This is a genomic window from Verrucosispora sp. WMMA2044, from assembly GCF_027497155.1.
Lineage (GTDB): Bacteria > Actinomycetota > Actinomycetes > Mycobacteriales > Micromonosporaceae > Micromonospora > Micromonospora palythoicola.
Genome location: NZ_CP114913.1, coordinates 4,337,577 through 4,362,198 on the forward strand (window position 1 = coordinate 4,337,577; position 24,622 = coordinate 4,362,198).

The window sequence follows — 24,622 nt, forward strand, 5'->3', positions numbered from 1 at the left end:
GCTCTTGTTGACGCATTCGGCAGCGGACGAGCACCGGCTCGGCAGGTTCCGGCAGCTCTGGGACGAGATCGCCACAATCGGGCGGGACGAGCGCAGCGGCGGCTACCTGCGGTACGCGCTGACCGAGCCGGAGCTGCGGCTGCGGCAGTGGTTCCGGGCGCAGGCCGCCGAGCGGGCCATGCCGGTGACCGACGACGGCAACGGCAACCTGTTCGCCTGGTGGGGCGACCCGGAGGCCGGGGAGGCGATCCTGACCGGCAGCCACTTCGACTCGGTGCCGCACGGTGGGGCGTACGACGGTCCGCTGGGCATCGTGAGCGCCTTCCTGGCGGTCGACGAGTTGCGTGCGGCGGGTGTCACGCCGGCCCGGCCGGTGGCGGTGGCGGCGTTCGTGGAGGAGGAGGGCGCCCGGTTCGGCGTACCGTGCCTGGGGTCGCGGCTGCTCACCGGCGCGCTCGACGTCGAGCGGGCGGCCGGGTTGCATGACACCGGCGGGGTGAGCTTCGCCGAGGCGTTGGGTGACCGGCCGGCGGGTGCCCGGCCGGAACTGCTCGGCCGCTTCGCGGCCTTCGTGGAGTTGCATGTCGAGCAGGGCCGCGCGCTCATCGAGCAGGACGCGCCGGTGGCCGTCGCGAGCGCCATCTGGCCGCACGGCCGCTGGCGCTTCGACTTCACCGGCGAGGGCAACCACGCGGGTACGACCCGGATGGTCGACCGCCGGGACCCGATGCTGACGTACGCGTTCACGGTGCTCGCCGCCAACAAGGAGGCCCGGCTGCGTGGTGCCCACGCCACCGTCGGTCGGGTGGCGGTGGAGCCGAACGCCACGAACGCGATTCCGTCCCGGGTGACCGGCTGGCTGGACGCCCGCGCGGCCGAGCCGGAGACGCTGACCGGGATGGTGGAGGCCGTGCACGGCAAGGCCACGGAGCGGGCCCGGCGCGACGGTACTCAGGTGACGCTGACCGAGGAGTCGGCAACCCCGCTGGTGGCCTTCGACGGCGAATTGGCCGACCGGTTGGCCGGGCTGCTGGCCGCGCCGGTGCTGCCCACCGGGGCGGGGCACGACGCCGGGGTGCTCGCCGCCCACGTACCCACCGCGATGCTGTTCGTCCGCAACCCGACCGGGGTGTCGCACTCCCCCGCCGAGTCGGCCACCGACGCCGACTGCGCCACCGGGGTGACCGCGCTGGCCCGGGTGCTTGAGGAGTTGCTCCGATGAGTGCCACCCGTTGGCTCGCGGAGTACGCCTGGCTGCCCGGGGAGGCCGAACCGACCCCGGACGTGCTGATCGAGACGGTGCACGACCGGATCACCGGCGTCACAGCGCTCGCGCCGGACGGCCGGCCCGACGCCGGTGTCGACGTGCTGGCCGACGCGGTGCGGCTGCCGGGGCTGACCCTGCCGGGGCTGGCCAACGCGCACTCGCACGCATTCCACCGGGCGCTGCGCGGGCGCACCCACGCCGGGCGCGGCGACTTCTGGAGCTGGCGCGACCAGATGTACGCGGTCGCCGGTCGCCTCGACCCCGACTCGTACCTGGCGCTGGCCCGGGCGGTCTACGCCGAGATGGCGCTGGCCGGCATCACCTGTGTGGGCGAGTTCCACTACCTGCATCACGGGCCGGGCGGCAGCCGGTACGCCGATCCGAACGCGATGGGCGCGGCGCTTGTCGAGGCGGCAGCGCAGGCCGGGATCCGGCTGACCCTGCTGGACACCTGCTACCTGACCGCCTCGGTGGACGGCCGGCCGCTTGTCGGGCCGCAGCAGCGGTTCGGTGACGGCGACGCGCTGCGGTGGGCGGAACGGCTCGACGCGTTCACTCCCGACGGCGGGCACGTGCGTCTGGGTGCCGCGATCCACTCGGTACGCGCGGTGCCGGCCGAACAGCTCGCCACCGTCGCCGGTTGGGCGCACCGCCGAGACGCGCCACTGCACGTGCACCTGTCGGAGCAGCCCGCCGAGAACGACGCCTGCCGGGCGGTGCACGGGTGTACCCCGACCCGGCTGCTCGCCGACCACGGGGTGCTCGGCCGGGCCACCACGGCGGTGCACGCCACCCATCCGACGAGCGCCGACGTGGGGCTGCTCGGCGACAGCCGGACCGGGGTCTGCCTCTGCCCCACCACCGAGCGGGATCTGGCCGACGGTATCGGGCCGGCCCGCCGGATGGCCGACGCCGGCATTCCGCTGAGCCTGGGCAGTGACAGCCACGCCGTGATCGACCCGTTCGAGGAGGCACGCGCCGTCGAACTGGACGAGCGGCTGCGCACCCGAAAGCGGGGCCATTTCACCCCGGCGGAGCTGTTCACCGCCGCGAGCAGCGCCGGGCACGCCGCGCTGGGCTGGACCGACGCCGGCCGGATCGCCGTCGGTGACCGCGCCGACCTGGTCACGGTGCGGCTGGACAGCGTACGCACGGCCGGGGTGACCCCGGCTGGCGTCTGGTTCGCGGCGAGCACCGCCGACGTCGTGCAGGTGGTGGTAAACGGTCAGGTGCTGGTCCGCGACGGTCGGCACGTGCGGGTGGACGCGGCGCGGGAACTTGCCACCGCGATCACGGAGGTCACCTCATGAGCCTGCTGGTGGACAACATCGGTGAGCTGGTGACGAATGTGCCCGGCGCGGGCGAGGGCGGGCCGCTGGGGATCCGGCGTCGCGCGGCGGTGCTCGTCGAGGAGGGCGAGGTGGCCTGGGTCGGCCCGGCAGCCGACGCGCCGGCGGCGGACGGGCGGATCGACGCCGCCGGTGCGGCGGTGCTGCCCGGGTTCGTGGACAGCCACGCCCACCTCGTCTTCGCCGGGGACCGGGCCGCCGAGTTCGCCGCCCGGATGGCCGGCGAGCCGTACACCGGCGGTGGTATCCGCACCACGGTCGGCGCCACCCGGGCCGCCTCCGACGGCGAGCTGCGGGCCACCGTGCGCCGGCTGCGCGCGGAGGCGCTGCGCCAGGGCAGCACCACGATCGAGATCAAGAGTGGGTACGGCCTCACCGTCACCGACGAGGCCCGCTCGCTGCGGATCGCCGCCGAGGTCACCGGGGAGACCACCTTCCTCGGCGCGCACGTGGTCCCGGCCGAGTACGCCGACCGCCCCGACGAGTACGTGGGGCTGGTCTGCGGGCCGATGCTGGCCGCCGCCGCGCCGTACGCCCGCTGGATCGACGTGTTCTGCGAGCGGGGCGCCTTCGACGCCGACCATGCCCGCGCGATCCTGACCTGCGGACAGGCGGTCGGCCTGGACGTGCGGGTGCACGCCAACCAGCTCGGCCCCGGACCGGGCGTGCGACTCGGGGTCGAGTTGGGCGCGGCCAGCGTCGACCACTGCACCCACCTGACCGACGCCGACATCGACGCGCTGGCGTCGACCCGGTTCGACTGCATGTGCCACGAAGGCGGGCACACCACGACCGTCGCCACCCTGCTGCCCGGCGCGGAGTTCTCCACCCGGTCGCCCTACCCGGACGCGCGCCGGCTGCTCGACGCCGGCGTCACCGTGGCGCTGGCCACCGACTGCAACCCCGGCTCGTCGTACACCTCGTCGATGCCGTTCTGCATCGCGCTGGCCGTCCGCGAGATGGGGATGACGCCGGCGGAGGCGGTCTGGTCCGCGACCGCCGGTGGCGCGCGGGCGCTGCGCCGCGACGACGTCGGCGTGCTGCGGCCCGGTGCCCGGGCCGACCTGATCATCCTCGACGCACCGTCCCACCTGCACCTGGCCTACCGGCCCGGGGTGCCTCTCGTCCGCCAGGTTCTGCACAACGGAGTACCGCGATGACCGTCACCGTCCAGCCCACCGGAATCACCCCCGCCGACGTGCGCGCCGTGGCGCGTGGCGGTGCCAAGGTGGTCCTCGACCCGGCCACCGTGGACGCGATGGCCACCAGTCGGTCCATCGTGGACGGCATCGAGGCCGCGGGTCGTCCCGTGTACGGCGTGTCGACCGGTTTCGGGGCGCTGGCCAACACCTTCGTCGCACCCGAGCGCCGCGCCGAGTTGCAGCACGCGCTGATCCGGTCACACGCCGCCGGCGTCGGCGCGCCGATGCCCCGGGAGGTGGTACGGGCGATGATGCTGCTGCGGGTCCGCTCGCTGGCGCTCGGCCGCTCCGGGGTACGGCCGCTGGTTGCCGAGGCCCTGGTGGACCTGCTCAACCACGAGGTCACCCCGTGGGTGCCGGAGCACGGTTCGTTGGGTGCCTCCGGTGACCTGGCCCCGCTGGCACACTGCGCGCTGGTGCTGCTCGGCGAGGGCTGGGTGCTCGGCCCCGACGGCGGACGGGTGCCCGCCGCCGACGCGCTGCGCCGGGCCGGCCTCGCCCCGGTCGAGCTGGCCGCCAAGGAGGGGCTGGCGCTGATCAACGGCACCGACGGCATGCTCGGCATGCTGCTGCTGGCCATCGACGACGCCGCCCACCTGTTCACCATGGCCGACGTCACCGCCGCCCTCGCCATCGAGGCGATGCTCGGCTCGGAACGACCGTTCCTGCCGGAACTGCACGCCATCCGTCCGCATCCCGGGCAGGGCGTCTCGGCCGCCAACATCCACCGGTTGTTGCAGCACTCGGCGGTGATGGACTCGCACCGCGACGACCTGGCGCACGCGGTGCAGGACGCCTACTCGATGCGCTGCGCACCGCAGGTGGCCGGCGCGGCCCGGGACACCCTGGACTTCGTCCGGACTACCGCCGCCCGGGAACTGGTCTCGGTGGTGGACAACCCGGTGGTGCTGCCCGACGGTCGGGTCGAGTCGACCGGGAACTTCCACGGCGCGCCCCTGGGCTTCGCGGCGGACTTCCTGGCCATCGCCGCCGCCGAGGTGGGCGCGATCGCCGAGCGGCGGGTGGACCGCCTGCTCGACGTCACCCGGTCCCGGGACCTGCCGGCGTTCCTCTCCCCCGACGCCGGGGTCAACTCCGGGCTGATGATCGCGCAGTACACGGCCGCCGGGATCGTCGCCGAGAACCGCCGGCTGGCCGCGCCGGCCTCGGTGGACTCGCTGCCCACCAGTGGCATGCAGGAGGACCACGTCTCGATGGGCTGGGCGGCGACCAGGAAGCTGCGTACCGTGCTGGACAACCTGACCAGCCTGCTCGCGGTGGAACTGCTCGCCGCCGTACGCGGGTTGCAGTTGCGGGCGCCGTTGGTTCCGTCACCGGCCGGGCGGGCGGCGATCGCCGCGCTCGGCGGAGCCGTCGGCGAGCCCGGCCCCGACGTCTTCCTCGCCCCGCTGATGGAGGCCGCCCGCGCCGTGCTGGCCGGCCCCGACCTCCGCACCGCCATCGAGCAGCAGATCGGCCCCCTCGGCTGAGGCCGGGTGATGGCGCACGAGACGCCGCAACTCGTGCCTTCAACCGCCCCGGATACCGCGACATACCGCAACTCGTGTCGCGGTATCCGCGCTCAGAGCACCTTGGCGACCAGCGCGGCCAGCTCGCGCAGCGCCTTGCCACGGTGGCTGATCGCGTCCTTCTCCTGCGGGGTCAACTCGGCGTTCGTGCGGTCCTGGCCGTCGCCGAGGAAGATCGGGTCGTAGCCGAATCCGCCGTCGCCGCGCGGAGCACGCAGCAGGCGGCCCGCCTGCCGGCCGTCGACCAGGTGTTCCTTGCCACCGGGCAGCACCAGCGCGACGGTGCAGACGAAGGAGGCGCCCCGGTGCTCGTCCGGCACGTCGCCGATCTGGTCGAGCACGAGTTGGAGGTTGGCCTGGTCGTCACCGTGCCGCCCGGCCCAGCGGGCGCTGAACACCCCCGGCATCCCGTTGAGCGCGTCGACGGCCAGCCCGGAGTCGTCGGCGATCGTCGGCAGCCCGGTACGCCGGCAGCCCTCCCGGGCCTTGATCAGCGCGTTCTCGCCGAAGGTCAGCCCGGTCTCCGGCAGCTCCGGGTACGCCTCGACATCGTCGAGCCCGATCAGCGCCACCCGGTGCGCGCCCAGCGCCCCGTCCAGGATGCGCTGCAACTCGATCAGCTTCTTGCGGTTGCGGGTGGCGAGCAGCACCTTGTTCATGGGAGTAGAGCCTTCCGCTGGGCTTCGGCCAGGTCCAGGCAGCCGACCACGGCCAGGTCGAGCAGGGCGTCGAGCTGGTCGCGGGCGAAGACACCGGCCTCGCCGGTGCCCTGCACCTCGACGAAGTCGCCGGTGCCGGTGCAGACCACGTTCATGTCGACCTCGGCGGCCACGTCCTCGTCATAGCACAGGTCCAGGCGCGGCTCACCGGCGACCACACCGACGCTCACCGCCGCTACCGACCGGTGCATCACCTTCTCCGGCTGACCGCTCAGGGCCTTGCGGGCGGCGAGCCAGTTCACCGCGTCGTACAGCGCCACGTAGGCACCGGTGATCGCGGCGGTCCGGGTGCCGCCGTCGGCCTGCAGCACGTCGCAGTCGAGCACGATCGAGTTCTCACCGAGCGCCTTGAGGTCGATCGCGGCGCGCAGGCTCCGGCCGATCAGCCGGGAGATCTCGTGGGTACGCCCACCCACCCGGCCCTTGACGCTCTCCCGGTCGGATCGGGTGTTCGTGGCCCGGGGCAGCATCGCGTACTCCGCGGTCACCCAGCCCAGCCCGGAGCCACGGCGCCAGCGCGGCACCCCCTCGGTGACGCTCGCGGTGCAGAGCACCCGGGTGCCGCCGAACTCCACGAGCACCGAGCCCTCGGGATGGGTGCTCCAACCGCGGGTCAGGGTCACCGGTCGAAGTTGGTCGGGTCGCCGCCCGTCAGGTCGCGCCATCCCTGCACCCTATGTGGTCCACCGATCGGACCCTCCCCGGGTGTCGGCCGCCCTCCGTCCCAGCCCCGGAATCAGCGGTCGGCGTGGGCGCCGTGCGCGCGGAGGAACCCGGCGACCGCCGCCGGCCAGCCGAACCGCTCCGCCCGGTGCCGGGCGGCGGCCCGCCGGGCGGCCTCGGGGCGCGACAGCAGCTGATCGACGGCCGCGGCGAACGTCGCCGGGGTGCCGTCGGCGGCGATGCCGCCCGGACCGACCACCTCGGGCAACGCGCTGGCCGCGTTCACCACCACCGGGGTACCGCAGGCCAACGCCTCCAGCCCGGCCAGACCGAAGGTCTCCACCGGGCCCGGGGCCAGGACCACGTCGGCGCTGGCCAGCACCGCCGCGAGGGCACGACGGTCGGGCAGGAAGCCGGTGAAGGTGACGGGGAGACCGGCCGCGCGGCGTTGCAGCGCGATGCGACGCGGGCCGTCGCCGACCATCACCAGCACCGCCGGCACACCGGACCGGCGCAGCTGCGCCACCGCGTCGACGGCCAGTTCGGGCCGCTTCTCCACCGACAGCCGCGCGCAGTGCACCAGCAGCACCTCGCCCGGGCCCGCGTACCGGTCCCGGACCGCCGGGTCGGCGCGGCCGGGGTGGAAGGTGTCCAGGTCGACGCCGAGTGGTACCAGGTCGACGTGGGGCACGCCGATGCGGGCGAACTCCTCGGCCGCCCATCGGGTGGTGCAGACGATCCGGTCGTACCGGCGGGCCGTGTCGGCGTTCAGCCGGTCGGCGATCCGCCGGCCCAGCGGGCCGGGTAAGCCCCAGGCGGTCAGCAGGCCGGTGAGCGACTCGTGCGAGACCATCACCGACGGCACGCAGTTCTCCCGCGCCCAGTCGCCGGTCCAGCGCAGCGTCGCGCGGTCGGACACCTCCAGCCGGTCGGGTGCGAGCGTGGTCAGCAACCGCGCGAGCCGGCGACGGGCGGTCAGCAGCCGGTAGCCGCCACTGTGCGGCAGCGGTGGTCCGGCGAGGGTGACCACTCGGCCCCACGGATGTCGTTCGTCGTCGTCGCGGCGGCCGGGCACCACGAGCACGGGGTCGTGCCCGGCCGCCCGGTAACCCTCGCCCAGCTGCTGCAACGCGGTGCGTAGCCCGCCGGAGGTGCCGGTGACGAAGCTGGCCAGCCGGACGATCCGCAGCGCGCCGCCGGGGGTGCCCGCGACCTGGGTCGTGGTGGTGGCGCCGGTGCTGCTGGTCGTGCTGGTGTCCTCCGGGTGGTTGCCGGTCACGACGCCGCCGGCAGGTCGACGGCGGGGGTGCTGGCGCGGGCGGCCCGGTAGTGCCCGACGAGTTCGTCGCCGACCGCCGCCCAGCTGCGTCCGCTCACTTGGGCGCGCGCCGCGCTGCGGTACGCCTGCCGGCGGGCCCCGTCGGCGGCCAGCCCCGCGACCGTCTCGGCGATCGCCGCGTCGTCCCCGGGCGGCACCAGTTCGCCGGTCTGCCCCGGGGTGACCAGGTCGACCGGCCCGCCACTGGCCGGCGCGACCACCGGCACCCCGCTGGCCAGCGCCTCCTGGATGGTCTGGCCGAAGGTCTCGTGCGGCCCGGTGTGCACGAACAGGTCGAGGCTGGCGTAGAGGCGGGCCAGCGCCTCGCCGTGCTGGACGCCGAGGAACCGCACGCCGGGCAGGTCCCGTTCGAGCTGGCGGCGGGCCGGGCCGTCACCGGCGACCACGACCCGGACGCCCGGCAGTCGGGCGGTGGCGGCGAGCAGGTCGACCCGCTTCTCCGGGGCGAGCCGTCCCACGTAACCGACCAGCAGTTCCCCGTGGGGGGCGAGGGTCCGGCGCAGACTCTGGCAACGCTTGTCCGGGTGGAAGCGCTCCGCGTCGACGCCCCGACGCCACAGCCAGATCCGCTGCACGCCGTGCGCGGCGAGGTTCTCGGCGGCCCGGGTGGAGGGGGCCAGGGTACGGCGGGCCGAGTTGTGGATCTCCCGCAGCCGCCGCCAGGCCGCGGCCTCGCCCCACCCGACCCGGTATGCCCGGGCGTACGCGGCGACGTCGGTCTGGTAGACGGCGACGGTGGGCAGCCCGTGCCGGGCGGCCAGCGTCGCCGCCCGGGCGCCGAGGATGAACGGACTGGCCAGGTGCACCACGTCGGGCGAGTGCTCCAGCAGCACTCCGGCCAGCCGGTTGTTCGTCGGCACGCCGAGCCGGAAGCCCTGGTAGCGCGGCAACGGCACGCTCGGGATGCGGACCACCGGGTACGGGTACCGGTCGGTGTCGCGGCGCCGCGTCCCCGGCGGGGCGGGTGCGATCACCAACGGCTCGTGGCCGCGGGCGACGAGGTGCTCGGCGGCCCGCACGACCGAGTGGGCGACTCCGTTGACGTCGGGCGGGAACGACTCGGTCACGATGGCGATCCGCATGTCTTCACCGTCGTGGTGGCAGCGAAGGTCCAGGAGACGTCCAATTGACCACCCGGCGAACAGTGCGGCACGAACCCGCGCCCGGCGGGTCAGACCTCGTAGCAGGCGCCGGGACGGACCACTTCCAACGGGCCGGCGTACGCGGCGGAGGCGGCCGCCACGGTGAGCGCCTCACTGCCCCAGGCGGGGACCAGGTGGGTCAGCAGCAGCCGCCCGACGTTGGCCTTGGCGGCCGCCTCGCCCGCCTCACCGCCGGTGAGGTGCAGGTCCGGCGGGTTGTCGACGCCGTCGAGATAGCTGGCCTCGCAGAGAAAGACGTCGGCGTTCTGGGCCAGGCGCAGCAGCGCCTCGCAGGGGGCGGTGTCCGAGGAGTAGCAGAGCACCCGTCCGGCGTGCTCCAGGCGTACGCCGTAGGTCTCCACCGGATGCAGCACCCGGTCGACGGTGACGGTGAACGGGCCGATCGGGAAGGTGCCGGGTTGCAACGCGTAGAACTGGTAGACGTCCTCGACGGTGCTGTCCTCCTGCCCGTACGCGGTGGCGAGCCGGTCCGGGGCGCCGGCCGGCGCGTAGACCGGCAACGGCGGGTACGGCCCGTCCGGGGCGTACCGCCGCACCACCACGTAGGTGGCGGCGTCGAGGATGTGGTCGCAGTGCAGGTGGGTCAGCAGGATGGCGTCCGGGGCGTGCAGCCCGGCATAGCGTTGCAGAGTGGACAGTGAGCCCGAGCCGAAGTCGACCAGGAGCCGGAAGTCCTCGGCCTCGACCAGGTAGGCCGAGCAGGGGGACTCGGGTCCGGGGAAGCTGCCCGCACAGCCCAGGACGGTCAGTCGCATCGAGTTGTCTCGCTGTCACGGTAGGTAGTGAACGTGCCGGCCGCCGCTCCGGCGGTGATCACTACCGACGCGTACGCCACGCTGCGCAGCCTACGCCCGCGCGTGCAGGGGCAAGAATGATCTGCTGGAAGTTGTCATCAACGTGACACCGGTTTCGCCCGTCCGATCGACCACCCGTCACCGAAGTGGTCGGTTCGGGTGGACCGACGCGACGAGGGCCACCGGCGCGATGCCGGTGGCCCTCGTCACATGTCGATCGCGCCGCAGGTCAGGCCCAGAGCTGACCGTCCAGCGCCTCCTCCGCGTCGGCGAGCGTCCCGCCGTACGCCCCGGTGCTCAGATACTTCCAGCCGCCGTCACTGACCACGAACGCCACATCGGCCCGGCGGCCGGCCCGCGCGGCCTCGTGTGCCACCGCCAGCGCCGCGTGCAGGACCGCGCCGGTGGAGAAGCCGACGAACAACCCCTCGACCTCCACCAGTTGCCGGGTACGCAGTACCGCGTCCCGGGTGCCGACGGAGAAGCGACGGGTCAGCACGGTCGCGTCGTACAGCTCCGGGACGTATCCCTCGTCGATGTTGCGCAGCCCGTAGACCAGCTCGCCGTAGCGGGGCTCGGCGGCGATGATCTGGATGCCCTCGACCTTGTCGCGCAGGTAGCGCCCGGTGCCCATCAGGGTGCCGGTGGTGCCGAGCCCGGCCACGAAGTGGGTGATGGTCGGCAGGTCGTGCAGCAGCTCGGGCCCGGTCGTCTCGTAGTGCGCCCGGGCGTTCGCCTCGTTGCCGTACTGGAAGAGCATCACCCAGTCGGGATGCTCGGTGGCGATCTGCTTGGCCGTGGCCACCGCCTGGTTGGAACCGCCCGCCGCCGGCGAGAAGATGATCTCCGCACCGTACATCCGCAGCAGTTGCACCCGCTCGGTGGAGACGTTCTCGGGCATCACACAGACCAGGCGGTACCCCCGCAGCTTGGCCACCATGGCCAGGGAGATGCCGGTGTTACCACTGGTCGGCTCCAGGATGGTGTCGCCGGGCCGGAGGCGGCCGGCCGCCTCCGCGGCGCGGACCATGAACAGGGCGGCCCGGTCCTTGACGCTGCCGGTGGGGTTGCGGTCCTCGAGCTTCGCCCACAGCCGCACCGGCGGCGCGCCCTCGGGCACCGTGGGTGACAGTCGGGGCAGCCCCACCAGGGGCGTTCCGCCGCAGGCGTCCAGCAGGCTGTCGTACCGCGTCATCGCGGCCGCCTCAGCTCGCGGTGACGCGCGCCCGGCGCTCGGCCGGCGCGGCCCCGACGTGCTGTGCCATCGCCGCCGCCGCGGCGAAGCCGAACGCGCCACCGGCCACCGCGGGCAGGATGGTCACGCTGTCGCCGTCGTTGAGCTTGGCGTCCAGCGCGCCGAGGAAGCGCACGTCCTCGTCGTTGACGTAGACGTTGACGAAGCGGTGCAGCGCGCCGGCCTCGGTGACCAGCCGGCCACGCAGCCCGGAGTGCCGCGAGTCCAGGTCGGTGAGCAGGTCGTTCAGCGTGTCACCGCTGCCCTCGACGACCTTCGCGCCGCCGGTGTAGCTGCGCAGGATGGTGGGGATGCGAACCTCGATGGCCATGGTGTCGTACTCCTCGATCGGGTAGGTGCTCGGTGACGGGGAAGGGGCGTGCGGGGGCTGAGGGTGGTCAGCGGCCCGAACACTCGTAGTCGACCGTCGCCGGGCTCTGCCCGAACATGTATGACTGCACGGCGTGTGGATCCACGCCGGCGTCGAGGATCCGCACCGGCTCCTCGGTCACCACGCCGTCCACGATGCGGAAGGAGCGGATCTCCTCCGTGTCGGGCTCGCGCGTGGAGACGAGGAGATAGTGGGCGTCGGGCTCACCGGCGAAGGAGATGTCCGTCCGTGACGGGTACGCCTCGGTGGCGGTGTGCGAGTGGTAGATGACCACCGGCTCCTCGTCCCGGTCGTCCATCTCACGCCACACCCGCAGGTGCTCCATCGAGTCGAACTCGTAGAAGGTCATCGACCGGGCGGCGTTCTCCATGGGGATGTGCCGGGTCGGCGTGTCACTGCCGACGGGACCGGCGACCACACCGCAGGCCTCGTCGGGGTGATCCCGACGGGCGTGGGCGACGATCGCGTCGACGATCGACCGGTCGATGCTCAGCACGCCGCCAAGGGTAGCGCCCGACTACGGCCGACCGCGAGGCGGCGCCGGTCACAGTCAGTCGATCAAGGCGTTGAGCAGGGACTCCTGGAGGTACCCGAGATACGCGTAGACCGAAAGCTGGAACACTCGGCTGGAACTCGGATCGTCGGCGACCGCGTCGTCGAGCTCCGCACCCAGGTCCGTCCCGTCCTTGATCTCCAGCCGTACGCCCATCGCCAGCCGGGCGTCGTTGAGCGCCCGCAACCACGCCTCGGCCGCCTCGGCGTCCAGGCGTACCTCCCCGCCGCTGTCGCCGGGCAGGGCGGCCAGGATCGCACCAGCCTGATCGATCTTCGCGGTCTTCAGGTCACCTTCGGTGTACCGGCGGAACTCCGCGGTGCCCGTCGCGTCTTCCGGGTAGACCTCCGGAAACAGCCGGCAGACAACCGGGTCGGAGTGGTCGAAACCGTCGGTGAGCAGGCCGACCACCTCGGAGGCGACCTTACGGAGCACACGTACCTCGTCCACCGCGAAGGTGGCGGTGTACCGGTCGCCCCGGCGGCGGAACATGCTCACGGTGCCATCCCTGTTCGCGACTGCGGGGCTCGCAAACCCGGCTCACTCCTCACGCTCACGACCGGTCCACCGTCGCCCAGAGGCCGTACGCGTGCAGCTGGGAGGCGTCGTGCTCCATGCGTTCCCGGGCCCCGCTGGAGACCACCGCCTTGCCCTTGTGGTGCACGTCCAGCATGAGCTGCTCGGCCTTCTCCCGGCTGTACCCGAAAAGCTTCTGGAACACCCAGGTCACGTAGGTCATCAGGTTGACCGGGTCGTCCCACACGATCGTCACCCACGGTCGGTCGGCTGCCGGCACCTCATCGGTGTCCGGGGTCTCGACCGGTGCAACCTGCGGAGCCGCCATGCCCCCCATCGTGCCACCGGATCCGGGGAATCGAGGAACCGGAACGCCGGACCAGCCCGGATCACCACCCACGGCCGCGCCCTCGCCCCGGTCCACCCCGTCCCGGGCGTGCGCGGATCCCCCGCCGGCGCCGCCGGCAGGGTGGACGGCAGCCCGGTCAGGCGAGCAGGAGGCCGTGTTCGGCAGCATCGGACAGCACCGCGCCGAGCGAGAGCCGGACCGCCTCGAAGCGGCGGGCGACCTCCCGGGACAGCTCCAACTCGATCTCCCGCAACGCCCGCTGCGCCCAGGTCCGCGCCGCGCTCGGGTCGTTGTTGCCGGGCGAACGCCAGTGCTGCCAGCAGCCTCCGGACAGCGCCACGGCCACCGGTGGGAGCACCGCCGTACGGGGCGACGAGGGATAGGCGGACAGCATGTCGACCGCCGCCGGACCGGTGAGCGACGCCACGCCCGCCGTACTTGTGACGAGCAACGCCCGCTCCAGTTCCTGCCCGGCGGGGTCGTCGACCAGACCCCAGCGGACCGCCTTGTCGATGCGCCGGCGAGTCGCCTCGGGCAGGGGTGCGCCGAAGAGCCGGCCGGCGGCGTCATCGACGAGTTCGCCGACATGGTGGTCGCACTGCGCGGTGGCCAGCAGCGACAGCGCCGCCATCTCCTGGTCGAGGAGGTGCGGCAGGCCGGCGCAGCCGACGCCGAAGACGATCTGCTGCACCAGGCGCAGGTGCATGTTGGCCAGCTCCAGGGCAAGGTGCTGGCGGATGCGCCGGGCCGCCGTGCGGACCTGCCGGTCGAGCTGTTCCGACCATTCGCCCGGCTCGGCGAGCACCGGGACCCGGCCGCGCTCACCGGGCAACTCGGGCGGCTCCAGACTGCCCCGCCGTAGTTCCTCGGCGGAGGCCCAGTCCACAAGTGCCCGCCGCAGGTCGGCCTCGCCGCCGGTGACCAGCGGAAACCAGCGGGCGTCGGCCAGCCCGGGCACGGCGGCGAGCAGCGCGGCCCGGTGCGCCTCGACGGTGACCGTGACCGGGTCGACCGTCGGGCCGCCGGACTCCCCCGACTCCCGCATCGCCGCCGTACCCTCGCCGGCCGCCCAGCCGGCGGCGCCCGGCGTGACCGCGAAGAAGACCCGCACCGGTGTCCCGGCGAGGTCGGACAGCAGATTCAGCTCGGTGGCGCCGAACGACTGATCCGCCGCGATCACGAACAGCAGCGCCCCGGCCCGCCCCACCGCGTCGAGCAGGACACCGCAACCGGCCGTACCCAGCGTGGCGATGTCCGGCGTGTCGACCACCACGAAACGTCTCACCAGCGGCTGAGGCAGGCTCAACTCGACCCGGCGCGGCGGCCGGGCCAGCGCCGGACCCACCGCCGGCAGCTGGGGCCGGTAGGCGTGCGGCGTACGGTAGCCGGGCACGTAGGCGGCCCGGGTGGGTTCGGCGCTGTGCCGGATCACCAGCCAGCCGCCGCTCGGCACGGCGAGCAGTCCGGAGTCGAGTTCCAGCAGCGCGGCGAGTACTCCGGTGCGCCCGGCGTCGGCGGGCCCGGCCGCGACCACCGCGACCGGCTCCCGGACGTCGGTGCTGGACACGCCGAGTCGCTCCGGAAAGGGCCGACGGCCAGGCCGCCCCGCCGGGTCGTCGGGCGTGCCGAGATGGTGGAGCGGGCCCGGCTTCATCAGGCGTCGGCCTCCGAGGCAGGGCGACCGGCGAGCCGGCCGCAGTGAGCATCCGGTGTCGACACTCGGATTCCGGAAGGGTACGGGGGCGAGCGTCGGGAACGGGACAATTGCGATACTCACCGGTAACTCTACAACTACTCAAGTTCCCCCTCGCGCGCTGCCGTACCGGCCCCAGTTCCGTCGATATGCTGCGCGAATGAGTCGGTGGAGCTTCGTGGGCCGGGCTGAGCAACTCGACCGTCTCCGGATGGCGGTGGCCGGCGTCCGAGGCCGGGGAATCCTCTTCACCGGCAGTGCCGGCATCGGCAAGAGCCGGCTGTTGCACGAGGGTGTCGACGCGTTGCCCGGCGACAAGTACGCGGTCTGGCGGATCGCGGCCAGCGCCACCACCTCCGCGATGGCCTTCGGCGGCCTGGTCCAGGTGCTGCCGGAGCAGCCGCAGGGCCTGTCACCGGCCGGCATCCTGCGCTGGGCCGTCGACGTGTTGCAGCAGCAGGCCGCCGGCCGGCGGATCGTCCTCGCGGTCGACGACGCGCACCTGCTCGATCCACCGTCGGCCGCGCTGGTGCACCTGGTGGCCCGGGCGGAGAACGCCTCCGTGGTCGGCACCCTGCGCGACGGTGAGCAGATCCCACTGCCGATTCGGGCACTGTGGACAGATGGTCTGGTGGAGCGGGCGGAGCTGGGCCCGCTGCCGCCGGACGAGACCGCCGCGATGCTGACCGCCATCGTCGGCGGTCAGGTGGACAGCGGCTCCACCGACCGCCTGGGTCGGCTCAGCGCCGGCAACCCGCTGCTGCTGCGCGAGCTGGTGCACGCGGCAACCAACAGCGGTGAACTCGTCGAGCGGTACGGCGTCTGGACCTGGACGGGCCGGCTGGAGCTGGCACCCAGCCTGACCGAGCTGATCGACATCCGGATCGGCCAGCTCACCCCCGGGGTACGGGCGGTGGTCGAGCTGGTCGCGTTCGGCGAGCCGCTCGGCCTGCGGCTGCTGCACCAGGCCGTGGAACAGCACGACGTGGAGTACGCCGAGGAACGCGGCCTCATCACCATGGTGGAGTCCGACCGGCGCCTCGACGTCCGCCTGGCGCACCCGCTCTACGGCGAGGTGGTACGCCGACAGTGTCCGGTGAGCCGGACCCGCCGGTTGCAGGCGCACCTGGCGGACCTGCTGGAGAAGGTCGGCAAGCGGCGGCGGGAGGATCTGCTGCGGGTGGCGAGATGGCGGCTGGCCTCCGGCACCGCGCAGGACCCGGCGATGTTGATCGCCGCGGCCGGTGAGGCGTTCGCTCGTTACGACGTCCCCCTGGCGACCCGGCTGGCCCGCGCGGCGCTCGACGCCGGTGGTGGGTTCGACGCGGCCGAGCTGCTGGCGACCATTCTGATGTTCGCCGACCGGCCGGCCGAGGCGCTCGGCGTGCTCGACGCCGTCGCGACCGACACGGGCCAGGAGGAACGGCGCAGTCGGTGGCTCACCGTACGCGGCATGGTCAGCTACTGGGGGCTGAGCCAGGCGTCCACCGTCGAGGAGATCGCCGCCGAGGGCACCAAACTGACCGACGCCGCCGCCCAGGCCCGGGTCCGCGCCTTCGAGGCGATCATGCGGCTGCACCGGCTGGACGCGCCGGCCGCGCTCCGGCTCGCGCAGGGCGTGCTGGACCGCCCGGCGGCCAGTGTCGCCGCCCGCGAGCTGGCCCGCTGCACGATCGCACACCTTCAGGCCGTGCAGGGGCAGCTGTGCCGCAGCGCCTCGGCGGTGGACCTGGTGCAGGCGAAGGTGGCCAGCTGGCGGGCCGACATGCCGTACCTGCAACTGGCGGTGGAGCTGGCCCGAGGCACCCGGCTGGCCCTCTCCGGCGATCTCGCCGGCATCGACGCGCTGGTGGCCGACGAGTTCGCCGACCTCGCCGACGCGGGTGACTTCCGGCTCGGCACCGGCTACCTGGCGATCCTGCGGGCGTACGCGGCACGGCTGCGCGGACGCAGCGACACCGCGTTGCAGGCCGCGCTCAGCGCCTGCGCGGTCCTGGCGACCAGCCGGGTCTACGCGGGACTGGCCCAGTCGGAGCGAGCCCAGGCCGCCGCGTTGCGGGGCGACGCCCGGCAGGCCGCCGAGGCGATGGCCGAGGCCGACCGCCTGCACTCGCCGACCATGGTGGTGCTGTACCCGTGGCTGGAACAGGCCCGGGCGGCGACGCTGGCCGCCGGCGGTGAGCCCGCCACCGCGGTGAAACGGCTGCACGACCTGGTGGACCGGCTGCGTGCGGACGGCTTCGCCGGGCACGAGGCCCTGGTGCTGCACGATCTGGTGCGGCTGGGGCAGGCCGCAGCGCAGACCGGTCCGAGATGTTCCGACGGGGATCGCCGCACCGTGGCGCAGCGGTTGACCGAGCTGTCCGAGCAGGTCGACGGGGAGTTGCCACCGCTGCTTGCCCGGCATGCTCGGGCGTCGGCCGACGGCCTGCCGGAGGGGTTGCTCGGTGCCGCCGACGGCTTCGCGGAGCGGGGCCTCGACCTGCTTGCCGCCGAGGCCGTAGCGGAGGCCGTGCACCTGCTGCGGCAGCGTCGCTCGCCCGAGGTCGGACACGCCCGGCAACGGCTCGGCGCGCTACTCGCCGGATGTGACATGGTGCACACTCCGGCGCTCCAGGCGGCCACCCCGACGTTGACCGACCGGGAGTGGCAGGTGGCGCGGCTCGCGGCGGTCGGCGGCACCAGCCGCGCCATCGCCGAGCAGCTCTTTCTCTCCGCCCGCACGGTGGAGAACCACCTGCAACGGGTGTACACCAAGCTCGGGGTGACCAGCCGGGCGGAGCTGCGGTTGGCACTCGGCACGATCCCAGGGCACGACGGCACGACGGCGGTGTGAACCCTAGTCTGAGGGGGTGCACACCCTTCGTCCCGCGCTGCTGACCGACCACTACGAGCTGACCATGGTCAGCGCCGCCCTGCGGGACGGCACGGCCGACCGTCGGTGCGTGTTCGAGGTGTTCAGCCGTCGGCTCCCCGCCGGCCGCCGGTACGGCGTGGTCGCCGGCACCGCACGACTCGTCGAGCTGATCCGTGCGTTCCGCTTCGATCCGGCCGAGATCGAGTTCCTGCGCCGTACCGGCGTGGTGGACGAGCCGGGTGCCGAGTGGCTGTCGCGGTACCGGTTCACCGGCGAGATCGACGGGTACGCCGAGGGTGAGCTCTTCTTTCCGGGCTCGCCGATCCTGACCGTCTCCGGCAGCTTCGCCGAGTGCGTGGTGCTGGAGACGCTCGTCCTGTCGGTGCTCAACCACGACTGCGCGGTGACTGCCGCGGCGGCACGGATGGTCACCGCCGCCCGGGGCCGGGCGCTGATCGAGATGGGCTCGCGGCGGGCGCACGAGGAGGCGGCGGTCGCGGCGGCCCGGGCGGCCTATCTGGCCGGCTTCCGCTTCACCTCCAACCTGGCCGCTGGCCAGCGCTACGGCATCCCCACCGCCGGCACCGCCGCGCACGCCTTCACCCTGCTGCACGACGACGAGCGGACCGCGTTCGCTTCCCAGGTCGCCACGCTGGGCAAGGACACCACGCTGCTGGTCGACACGTACGACATCAGCCAGGGCATCCGGAACGCCATCGAGGTGGCCGGGCCGGAGCTGCGGGCGGTCCGCATCGATTCCGGCGACCTGGCCGTCATCGCCCAGCAGTCGCGGCAGCTGCTCGACTCCCTCGGCGCCACCGAAACGAAGATCATCGTCTCGGGTGACCTCGACGAGTACGCCATCGCGGCGTTGGCCGCCGAGCCGGTGGACATGTACGGCGCCGGCACCGCCGTGGTGACCGGCTCCGGCGCGCCCACCGCCGGGCTGGTCTACAAGTTGGTCGAGGTCGAGGGCCGTCCGGTGGTCAAACGGTCCGAGCAGAAGGCGACCATCGGCGGGCGCAAGGTCGCCGTCCGCCGGCACAAGCCGACCGGGACCGCCACCGAGGAGATCGTCGTACCCCAGGGGGTGCCGGACCACCGCCCCAACGACCGGCTGCTGCAACGGTCGTACGTCGTCGACGGCGAGCCGATGGCCCTGCCGACGCTCGACGAGTCGCGGGAGCACCTGCGGCAGTGCCTGATCTCGATCCCGTGGGAGGGCCTCAAGCTCTCCGCCGGCGATCCGGCCATCCCGGTCACCGTGGTACCCGCCGAGTGAGAGGAGTGGAGTCGGTGAGCAACGCGTTGATCATCGTGGACGTGCAGAAGGACTTCTGCGAGGGCGGCTCGCTGGCCGTGGCCGGCGGAGCGGGAGTCGCGGCCGGGATTTCCCGGTTGCTGGCCGCCGAGCCGGACCGCTGGGATCACGTCGTCGCGACGAAGGACTACCACATCGACCCCGGCACGCACTTCGCCGACTCGCCGGACTACGTGAGCACCTGGCCCCGGCACTGCGTGGTCGGCACCCCCGGCTCCGAGTTCCACCCGGAACTGGCCACCGACCGGATCGAGGCGATCTTCCACAAGGGCGAGTACGCCGCCGCGTACTCCGGGTTCGAGGGGCACGCCGACGACGGTGAGGGGCTGGCCGACTGGCTGCGGCAACGCGGCGTGGCGCGGGTGGACGTGGTCGGCATCGCCACCGACCACTGCGTGCGGGCCACCGCGCTGGACGCCGCCCGGGAGGGCTTCGCCACCACCGTGCTGCTGGACCTGACGGCGGCGGTCGCGCCGGACACCACCGACGTGGCGTTGCGCGCGTTCGATGGGGCCGGGATCACCACATTCGGTGCCCCTGTGATCAAAGCCGCATGAGCCGTTAAATCGCTGGCAGCTGTCGCGCCGGCGGTCGAGGATGTCCGGCGGAGGTACGCACCGACGTGAACATGAAGCCTTACCGGGAGGCACTCGCCCTGCCCGGTCTGCGGTCGCTGCTGCTCGTCGCGGTGCTGGCCCGGGTCCCGCTGACCGCCACCGGCGTCACGCTGACGTTCTACGTCGTCCAGGACCTGGGGCGCGGCTACGGTGCGGCCGGTCTGGTCGGTGCGGCGATCACCGTCGGTGCCGCGGTTGGCGGCCCGCTGCTCGGCCGCCTGGTGGACCGGCGTGGCCTGCGGCCCGTGCTGGTTCTCACCGCCGTGGCCGAGGCCGCCTTCTGGTCGACCGCACCGGTGCTGTCGTACTACCTGCTGCTGCCGGCGGCGTTCCTGGCCGGCCTGTTGGCGCTGCCGATCTTCTCGGTGATCCGCCAGTCCGTCGCCGCGCTGGTACCGCCGGAGAAGCGCCGGCCGGCGTACGCCCTGGACTCGATGTCGGTCGAGCTGTCGTTCATGATCGGTCCGGCCCTGGCCACGGTGGGTGTCACCACCATCTCCGCTCGCTTCACGCTCTACCTCGTCGGTGCCGGCATCGTCGCCGCCGGGGTGGTGCTGTGGCTGCTCAATCCGCCGGTACGCAGCGCGGCCGAGGCGTCGACCGGCCCGCAGCCACGGGTGGCACGGCGGCAGTGGCTCACCTCGCGCCTGGTCGCCGTGTTCGCGGTCAGCGCCGCGGCGACCCTGGTGCTGGGTAGCACCGACGTGGCCGTCATCGCGGTGCTGCGGGAGAGTGGCGACGCCGGTTTCACCGGCGCGGTGCTCTCGGTCTGGGCGGTGGCGTCACTGCTGGGCGGGTTCGCCTACGGCGCGGTCCGTCGCTCGTTCTCGCCGGTGGCACTGATGGGCCTGTTGAGCCTCTGCACCATCCCCGTCGGCCTGGGCGGTGCCCACTGGTGGCTGCTCTGCCTGGCGTTGATCCCGGCGGGAGCGCTCTGCGCGCCGACCATCGCGGCGACCTCCGACACCGTCAGCCGGCTCGCCCCGGCCGGCGTCCGCGGTGAGGCGATGGGCCTGCACGGCTCGGCGGTCACCGTCGGCATCGCGGTGGGTGCCCCGCTGGCCGGCGCGGTCATCGACGCCTCGGCACCGCTGTGGGGGTTCGCGGTCACCGGCGCCATCGGCGCCCTGGTGGCCCTCGCGGTGCTGCCGATCGAGCTGCACCACCGCCGCGCCGACCTCGCGGCCACCACCCGGCCCGGCGACGAGCACTCCGCGACCGAGCTCACCCCGACCGCCTCCTGACCCACCCCGCGACACCAAGCGCTCCCGCGCCTCACCCCACCCCCACTGCGCTTCCCGTTCCTGTGCTTCCCACCCTGCCCTTCCCGCCCCACCTTGCCCCGCCGCGCTGCCCACCCCCGGCTTGGCACGCCGGGTCGGAGCCGCGACCGGGGCCAACGCCGCCGACTCGACCCGACGTTGCGTAACCGCCCACGCCACCCCACCCCCACCCACCTGCTCCCTTTGCTCTGCTTCAACCCACGCAACGAATTACGCACCGTGGCGCCCCGGCCGACTCGCCTCCGTCGGGCCGCCGCAATCCAGCAGCTCAACCGCTATTGCGTGGGTTGAAGCAGAGCAAAGGATGCGAGGGTGACAGGTACGGCCCGGCCGTAGCCATCACGCAGAGTGAAGCTCCGCGCCGAGGCTGCTCGTCACAGAAAGCGACACCCGGCGCGGCGGTAGTGGTGGGGGTGAGGTCGCGGACCTGGCGCCGAGCACCAGCCACGGCAGCCGGGCAGCGGGCGGGCGGTGCTGTCCCCGCGAGAAGCCCTCGGCCCGCAGCACCGGGAAGTACGAGACGGGCGCCGACCCCGGCGCGGGGATCGGCGCCCGTCGTGCGACGCGGTGGGTCAGCGACGGTCGGTGTCGCTGGCGACGTCCTCGGTGTAGCTGGCGCCTCCGTCGGACTCGCTGGTCAGCGGCTTGGAACCGCCCTCGGGCGGACCAGCCAGGGTCTGTCCGGCAGCCAGCTCGGGGAACTTGTGGTCGAAGGCCGGCCGCTCCGAGCGGATCCGCGGCATCCGGTCGAAGTTACGCAGCGGCGGCGGCGAGCTGGTCGCCCATTCGAGCGAGTTGCCGTGACCCCAGGGGTCGTCGACCTCGACCACCGGACCCGCCTTGTACGACTTCCAGCAGTTGTAGATGAACGGCAACGTCGAGATACCGGTGATGAACGCGCCGATCGTGGAGATCATGTTCAGCGTGGTGAAGCCGTCTTCGGGCAGGTAGTCGGCGTACCGCCGGGGCATGCCCTCGCTGCCCAACCAGTGCTGGATCAGGAACGTGGTGTGGAAGCCGATCATGGTGAGCCAGAAGTGAATCTTGGCGAGTCGCTCGTCGAGCATCCGACCGAACATCTTCGGGAACCAGAAGTAGATCCCGGCGAAGACCGCGAAGACGATCGTGCCGAAGAGCACGTAGTGGAAGTGCGCCACCACGAAGTAGGAGTCGTGCAGGTGGAAGTCCAGCGGCGGGGCGGCCAGCAGCACGCCGGTCAGACCACCGAAGAGGAAGGTGACCAGGAAGCCGAGGGAGAACAGCATCGGCGACTCGAAGCTGAGCTGCCCCCGCCACATGGTGCCGATCCAGTTGAAGAACTTCATGCCGGTCGGTACGGCGATCAGGTAGCTCAGGAAGCTGAAGAACGGCAGCAGCACCTGACCGGTGGCGAACATGTGGTGTGCCCAGACGCTCATCGACAGGCCGGCGATGGCGATGGTGGCGGCGACCAGGCCCTTGTAACCGAAGATCGGCTTACGGGAGAAGACCGGGATGATCTCGCTGATGATGCCGAAGAACGGCAGCGCGATGATGTAGACCTCGGGGTGGCCGAAGAACCAGAACAGGTGCTGCCACAGCATCGGCCCACCGGTCTCCGGGCTGTACACGTGCGCACCCAGCAACCGGTCGGCGGCCAGTGCGAACAGCGCGGCGGCCAGCAGCGGGAAGACCAGGATCACCAGGAGGCTGGTGACCAGCATGTTCCAGGTGAAGATCGGCATCCGGAACATGGTCATGCCCGGCGCGCGCAGGGTCAGGATCGTGGTGATCAGGTTGACCGCGCCGAGGATCGTGCCCAGACCGGAGATGGCCAGACCGACCACCCACATGTTGGCGCCGACGCCTGGAGCGTGCTCGCTCGTGCTCAGCGGGGTGTAGGCGGTCCAGCCGAAGTCCGCCGCGCCCCCCGGGGTGAGGAAGCCGGCGGTGGCCATGGTGCCGCCGAACAGGTACAGCCAGTAGGCGAAGCTGTTCAGTCGCGGGAAGGAGACGTCGGGAGCGCCGATCTGGATCGGCACCACGTAGTTGCCGAACGCGAAGACGATGGGCGTCGCGAAGAACAGCAGCATGATCGTGCCGTGCATCGTGAACAGCTGGTTGTACTGCTCAGGCGACAGGAACTGCAGCCCGGGCCGGGCCAGCTCGGCCCGCATGATCAGGGCCATCAGGCCACCGATCATGAAGAACACGAACGCGGTGACCATGTACATGATCCCGATCTGCTTCGCGTCCGTGGTCCGCAGCAGCCGCGCGATGGCCGACCCCTTGACCGGCTCCCGTACCGGCCAGGGCCGGGTCACGACCGGCTTGGGTGCGACGGTGGTCACGAGTGGCCTCCGGTTCTGGGTTGTCCCGCTCGGCACGCGCTCACTCGGCGGGCCGTCATCCGCAAGGAGGATAGTCCCCGGCAGGTGACAGCACCGCGTGGGGTCGCCCGAGGGTGATCACAGCGGGCCGAGAAGCAGCCGGTAATGCTCCCCGAAGATGCGGTCGCCGCGTCCGCGTAGCAGCGGGTCGCGTAGCGCCGGCGGCACGTCGCGGGTGCGGTTGCGGTCCCGGGTCCGGTCCTGCACCCATCGGGTACGCGGCCGACGACGACTCTCGTACGCGGTGAGCGCCGCCTCGACGCTGCCCGCCGCGCGCAGTGACTCGGCGAGCACCACCGCGTCCTCCAGGGCCATCGCGGCCCCCTGGGACAGGGTCGGCGCGGTGGCGTGGGCGGCGTCGCCGACCAGCAGCACCCGGCCCCGGTACCAGCGCCCGAGCTCGACCTCGTCGGTGGTGGTCGCGTACACCCCGTCGAGCGCGGCGAGCACCTCCGGCACCGGTCCGCCGTACTCGCCGAACAGGTCGCGCAGCCGGGCCAGCGGGTCGTCCGGCAGGTCGGTGCCGGCTTCGTCGGTGTAACAGTGCAGCCGGCCGGCGCCGATCGGCACCACGAGAAAGCCGCAGCGGCGACCGAGCAGGGCCGTCCACTCGTCGACCGGCGGACCGTCCCGGACGACGCCGCGGTAGACCACCTGCCCGGCCGGGCGGGGTGGGCCGCCGAGCGCGGCCAGCGCCCGGATCGAGGAACGCGGCCCGTCGGCACCGATCACCAGGTCGTACTCGGTCTGGGTGCCGTCGACGAAGGTGACGCCGACGGCGGCCGGCAGCAGCTCGATGGTGCGTACCTCCGCGCCGTGCCGGACCGCGCCGCCGGCACCGCTGAGCAGCACCCGGTGCAGGTCGGATCGGGCCAGCGCGCGGCACTCGCCGACCCCGGCCCAGAGTGCGTCGAGGTCGACCTCGCACAGCGGCGCACCGGTCGAGTCGAGGAACCGCTGCCGGTGGATGACCTTCCCGTACGGGCGGACGGGGTCGTCGAGGTCCAGCCGGCGCAGCGCGCGGGCCGCGTTGCCGGGCAGGTACAGGCCGGCGTCGGTGAGGTCGTGCGGCGGCGCCTTGTCGGTGAGGTCCGGCCGAAAGCCCGCCAGGCGCAGCGCCCGGGCCACGGCCAGCCCGGCGATGCCCGCGCCGACGACGAGGATGCGCAGGGGGGAGCCACGCATGGGGGTGTACGCCTCCGGAGGGGGTTCGGCACGCGTTGAAGGCAAGAGACTACTCGGCGCAATCGGTACACACCAGAGGCAACCGGCTCACCTCCGGCACCCCTCGGCAGCAGCGGATCCACCCGTCGGCACTGGTCACCAGCCAGCCGGAGTCGGCGGATGTCCGATCGTGCGCCCACGACACACGTCGCATTTGACGCCAATCGCCCCCAGCGGTTGCGCCCAATGT

General features: G+C 72.8%; 21 protein-coding genes. 8 read left to right on the plus strand and 13 right to left on the minus strand.

The features are described 5' to 3' along the window. The first annotated feature begins 4 nt into the window (after nt 1-4). The 4 genes from O3597_RS19715 to hutH are packed head-to-tail and all read left to right on the plus strand — an operon-like array spanning nt 5 to nt 5,308. Complete coding sequence (locus O3597_RS19715) at nt 5-1,222, plus strand: allantoate amidohydrolase (RefSeq protein ID WP_281604594.1); 1,218 nt, start codon at nt 5-7, stop codon at nt 1,220-1,222. Further along, on the plus strand, nt 1,219-2,577 hold the full coding sequence (locus tag O3597_RS19720) for a formimidoylglutamate deiminase (RefSeq protein ID WP_281602007.1): 1,359 nt from the start codon (nt 1,219-1,221) through the stop codon (nt 2,575-2,577). The genes O3597_RS19715 and O3597_RS19720 overlap by 4 nt, the downstream gene beginning before the upstream one ends. Beyond that, the gene (gene hutI / locus O3597_RS19725) at nt 2,574-3,776 is read left to right on the plus strand and encodes an imidazolonepropionase (RefSeq protein WP_281602008.1); all 1,203 of its coding nucleotides are present in this window, start codon (nt 2,574-2,576) and stop codon (nt 3,774-3,776) included. The genes O3597_RS19720 and hutI overlap by 4 nt, the downstream gene beginning before the upstream one ends. Then, a complete protein-coding gene (gene hutH / locus O3597_RS19730) occupies nt 3,773-5,308 on the plus strand; it encodes a histidine ammonia-lyase (protein WP_281602009.1) in 1,536 nt (511 codons plus the stop codon). Before hutI ends, hutH begins: the two co-directional genes overlap by 4 nt. Nucleotides 5,309-5,400: 92 nt before the next feature. On the opposite strand, the gene rdgB is transcribed toward hutH, so the two are convergent. The 11 genes from rdgB to O3597_RS19785 all read right to left on the minus strand — a co-directional run bounded on the left by rdgB (nt 5,401) and on the right by O3597_RS19785 (nt 14,635). Then, nucleotides 5,401-6,006 carry an RdgB/HAM1 family non-canonical purine NTP pyrophosphatase gene (gene rdgB, locus O3597_RS19735; RefSeq protein WP_281602010.1) on the minus strand — a complete coding sequence of 202 codons (606 nt, stop codon included), beginning with the start codon at nt 6,004-6,006 and terminating at the stop codon, nt 5,401-5,403. After that, the gene (rph, locus tag O3597_RS19740) at nt 6,003-6,731 is read right to left on the minus strand and encodes a ribonuclease PH (RefSeq protein WP_281602011.1); all 729 of its coding nucleotides are present in this window, start codon (nt 6,729-6,731) and stop codon (nt 6,003-6,005) included. Before rph ends, rdgB begins: the two co-directional genes overlap by 4 nt. A gap of 71 nt (nt 6,732-6,802) precedes the next feature. Then, nucleotides 6,803-7,918, minus strand: a complete 1,116-nt coding sequence (locus O3597_RS19745) for a glycosyltransferase (protein ID WP_281604595.1) — start codon at nt 7,916-7,918, stop codon at nt 6,803-6,805. Nucleotides 7,919-8,004: 86 nt separating this feature from the next. Then, on the minus strand, nt 8,005-9,150 hold the full coding sequence (locus tag O3597_RS19750) for a glycosyltransferase family 1 protein (RefSeq protein ID WP_281602012.1): 1,146 nt from the start codon (nt 9,148-9,150) through the stop codon (nt 8,005-8,007). A gap of 89 nt (nt 9,151-9,239) precedes the next feature. Then, nucleotides 9,240-9,986 (minus strand): MBL fold metallo-hydrolase, encoded by a 747-nt coding sequence (locus tag O3597_RS19755; protein ID WP_164445898.1) that lies wholly within the window; start codon nt 9,984-9,986, stop codon nt 9,240-9,242. Between the two features lie 268 nt (nt 9,987-10,254). Continuing rightward, on the minus strand, nt 10,255-11,220 hold the full coding sequence (locus tag O3597_RS19760; RefSeq protein ID WP_164445899.1) for a pyridoxal-phosphate dependent enzyme: 966 nt from the start codon (nt 11,218-11,220) through the stop codon (nt 10,255-10,257). 10 nt (nt 11,221-11,230) lie between these two features. Then, nucleotides 11,231-11,590 (minus strand): MoaD family protein, encoded by a 360-nt coding sequence (locus O3597_RS19765; protein WP_164445900.1) that lies wholly within the window; start codon nt 11,588-11,590, stop codon nt 11,231-11,233. Nucleotides 11,591-11,657: 67 nt separating this feature from the next. Beyond that, entirely contained in the window at nt 11,658-12,146 is a 489-nt protein-coding gene (locus O3597_RS19770) for a M67 family metallopeptidase (protein WP_164445901.1), read from the minus strand. A 54-nt stretch (nt 12,147-12,200) separates the two neighbouring features. Beyond that, the gene (locus tag O3597_RS19775) at nt 12,201-12,695 is read right to left on the minus strand and encodes a DUF2017 domain-containing protein (RefSeq protein ID WP_166458131.1); all 495 of its coding nucleotides are present in this window, start codon (nt 12,693-12,695) and stop codon (nt 12,201-12,203) included. Nucleotides 12,696-12,756: 61 nt separating this feature from the next. After that, nucleotides 12,757-13,047 (minus strand): ATP-dependent Clp protease adapter ClpS, encoded by a 291-nt coding sequence (gene clpS, locus O3597_RS19780; protein ID WP_093401920.1) that lies wholly within the window; start codon nt 13,045-13,047, stop codon nt 12,757-12,759. Nucleotides 13,048-13,204: 157 nt separating this feature from the next. After that, nucleotides 13,205-14,635 (minus strand): hypothetical protein, encoded by a 1,431-nt coding sequence (locus tag O3597_RS19785; protein WP_281602013.1) that lies wholly within the window; start codon nt 14,633-14,635, stop codon nt 13,205-13,207. A 286-nt stretch (nt 14,636-14,921) separates the two neighbouring features. On the opposite strand from O3597_RS19785, the gene O3597_RS19790 reads away from it, so the two are divergent. The 4 genes from O3597_RS19790 (at nt 14,922) to O3597_RS19805 (ending at nt 20,800) form a co-directional block, all read left to right on the plus strand. Beyond that, on the plus strand, nt 14,922-17,597 hold the full coding sequence (locus tag O3597_RS19790) for a LuxR family transcriptional regulator (RefSeq protein WP_281602014.1): 2,676 nt from the start codon (nt 14,922-14,924) through the stop codon (nt 17,595-17,597). A gap of 16 nt (nt 17,598-17,613) precedes the next feature. Continuing rightward, nucleotides 17,614-18,900, plus strand: a complete 1,287-nt coding sequence (locus tag O3597_RS19795; protein WP_281602015.1) for a nicotinate phosphoribosyltransferase — start codon at nt 17,614-17,616, stop codon at nt 18,898-18,900. A 14-nt stretch (nt 18,901-18,914) separates the two neighbouring features. After that, on the plus strand, nt 18,915-19,496 hold the full coding sequence (locus tag O3597_RS19800) for an isochorismatase family protein (protein WP_281602016.1): 582 nt from the start codon (nt 18,915-18,917) through the stop codon (nt 19,494-19,496). Between the two features lie 71 nt (nt 19,497-19,567). Next, nucleotides 19,568-20,800 carry an MFS transporter gene (locus O3597_RS19805; protein WP_281604596.1) on the plus strand — a complete coding sequence of 411 codons (1,233 nt, stop codon included), beginning with the start codon at nt 19,568-19,570 and terminating at the stop codon, nt 20,798-20,800. 611 nt (nt 20,801-21,411) lie between these two features. Here O3597_RS19805 and ctaD read toward each other — a convergent pair. Together ctaD and O3597_RS19815 are read right to left on the minus strand one after the other, a co-directional pair. Beyond that, nucleotides 21,412-23,169, minus strand: a complete 1,758-nt coding sequence (gene ctaD / locus O3597_RS19810; protein WP_164445907.1) for a cytochrome c oxidase subunit I — start codon at nt 23,167-23,169, stop codon at nt 21,412-21,414. Nucleotides 23,170-23,286: 117 nt separating this feature from the next. Beyond that, a complete protein-coding gene (locus O3597_RS19815) occupies nt 23,287-24,393 on the minus strand; it encodes an FAD-dependent monooxygenase (protein ID WP_281602017.1) in 1,107 nt (368 codons plus the stop codon). Nucleotides 24,394-24,622 lie beyond the last annotated feature (229 nt).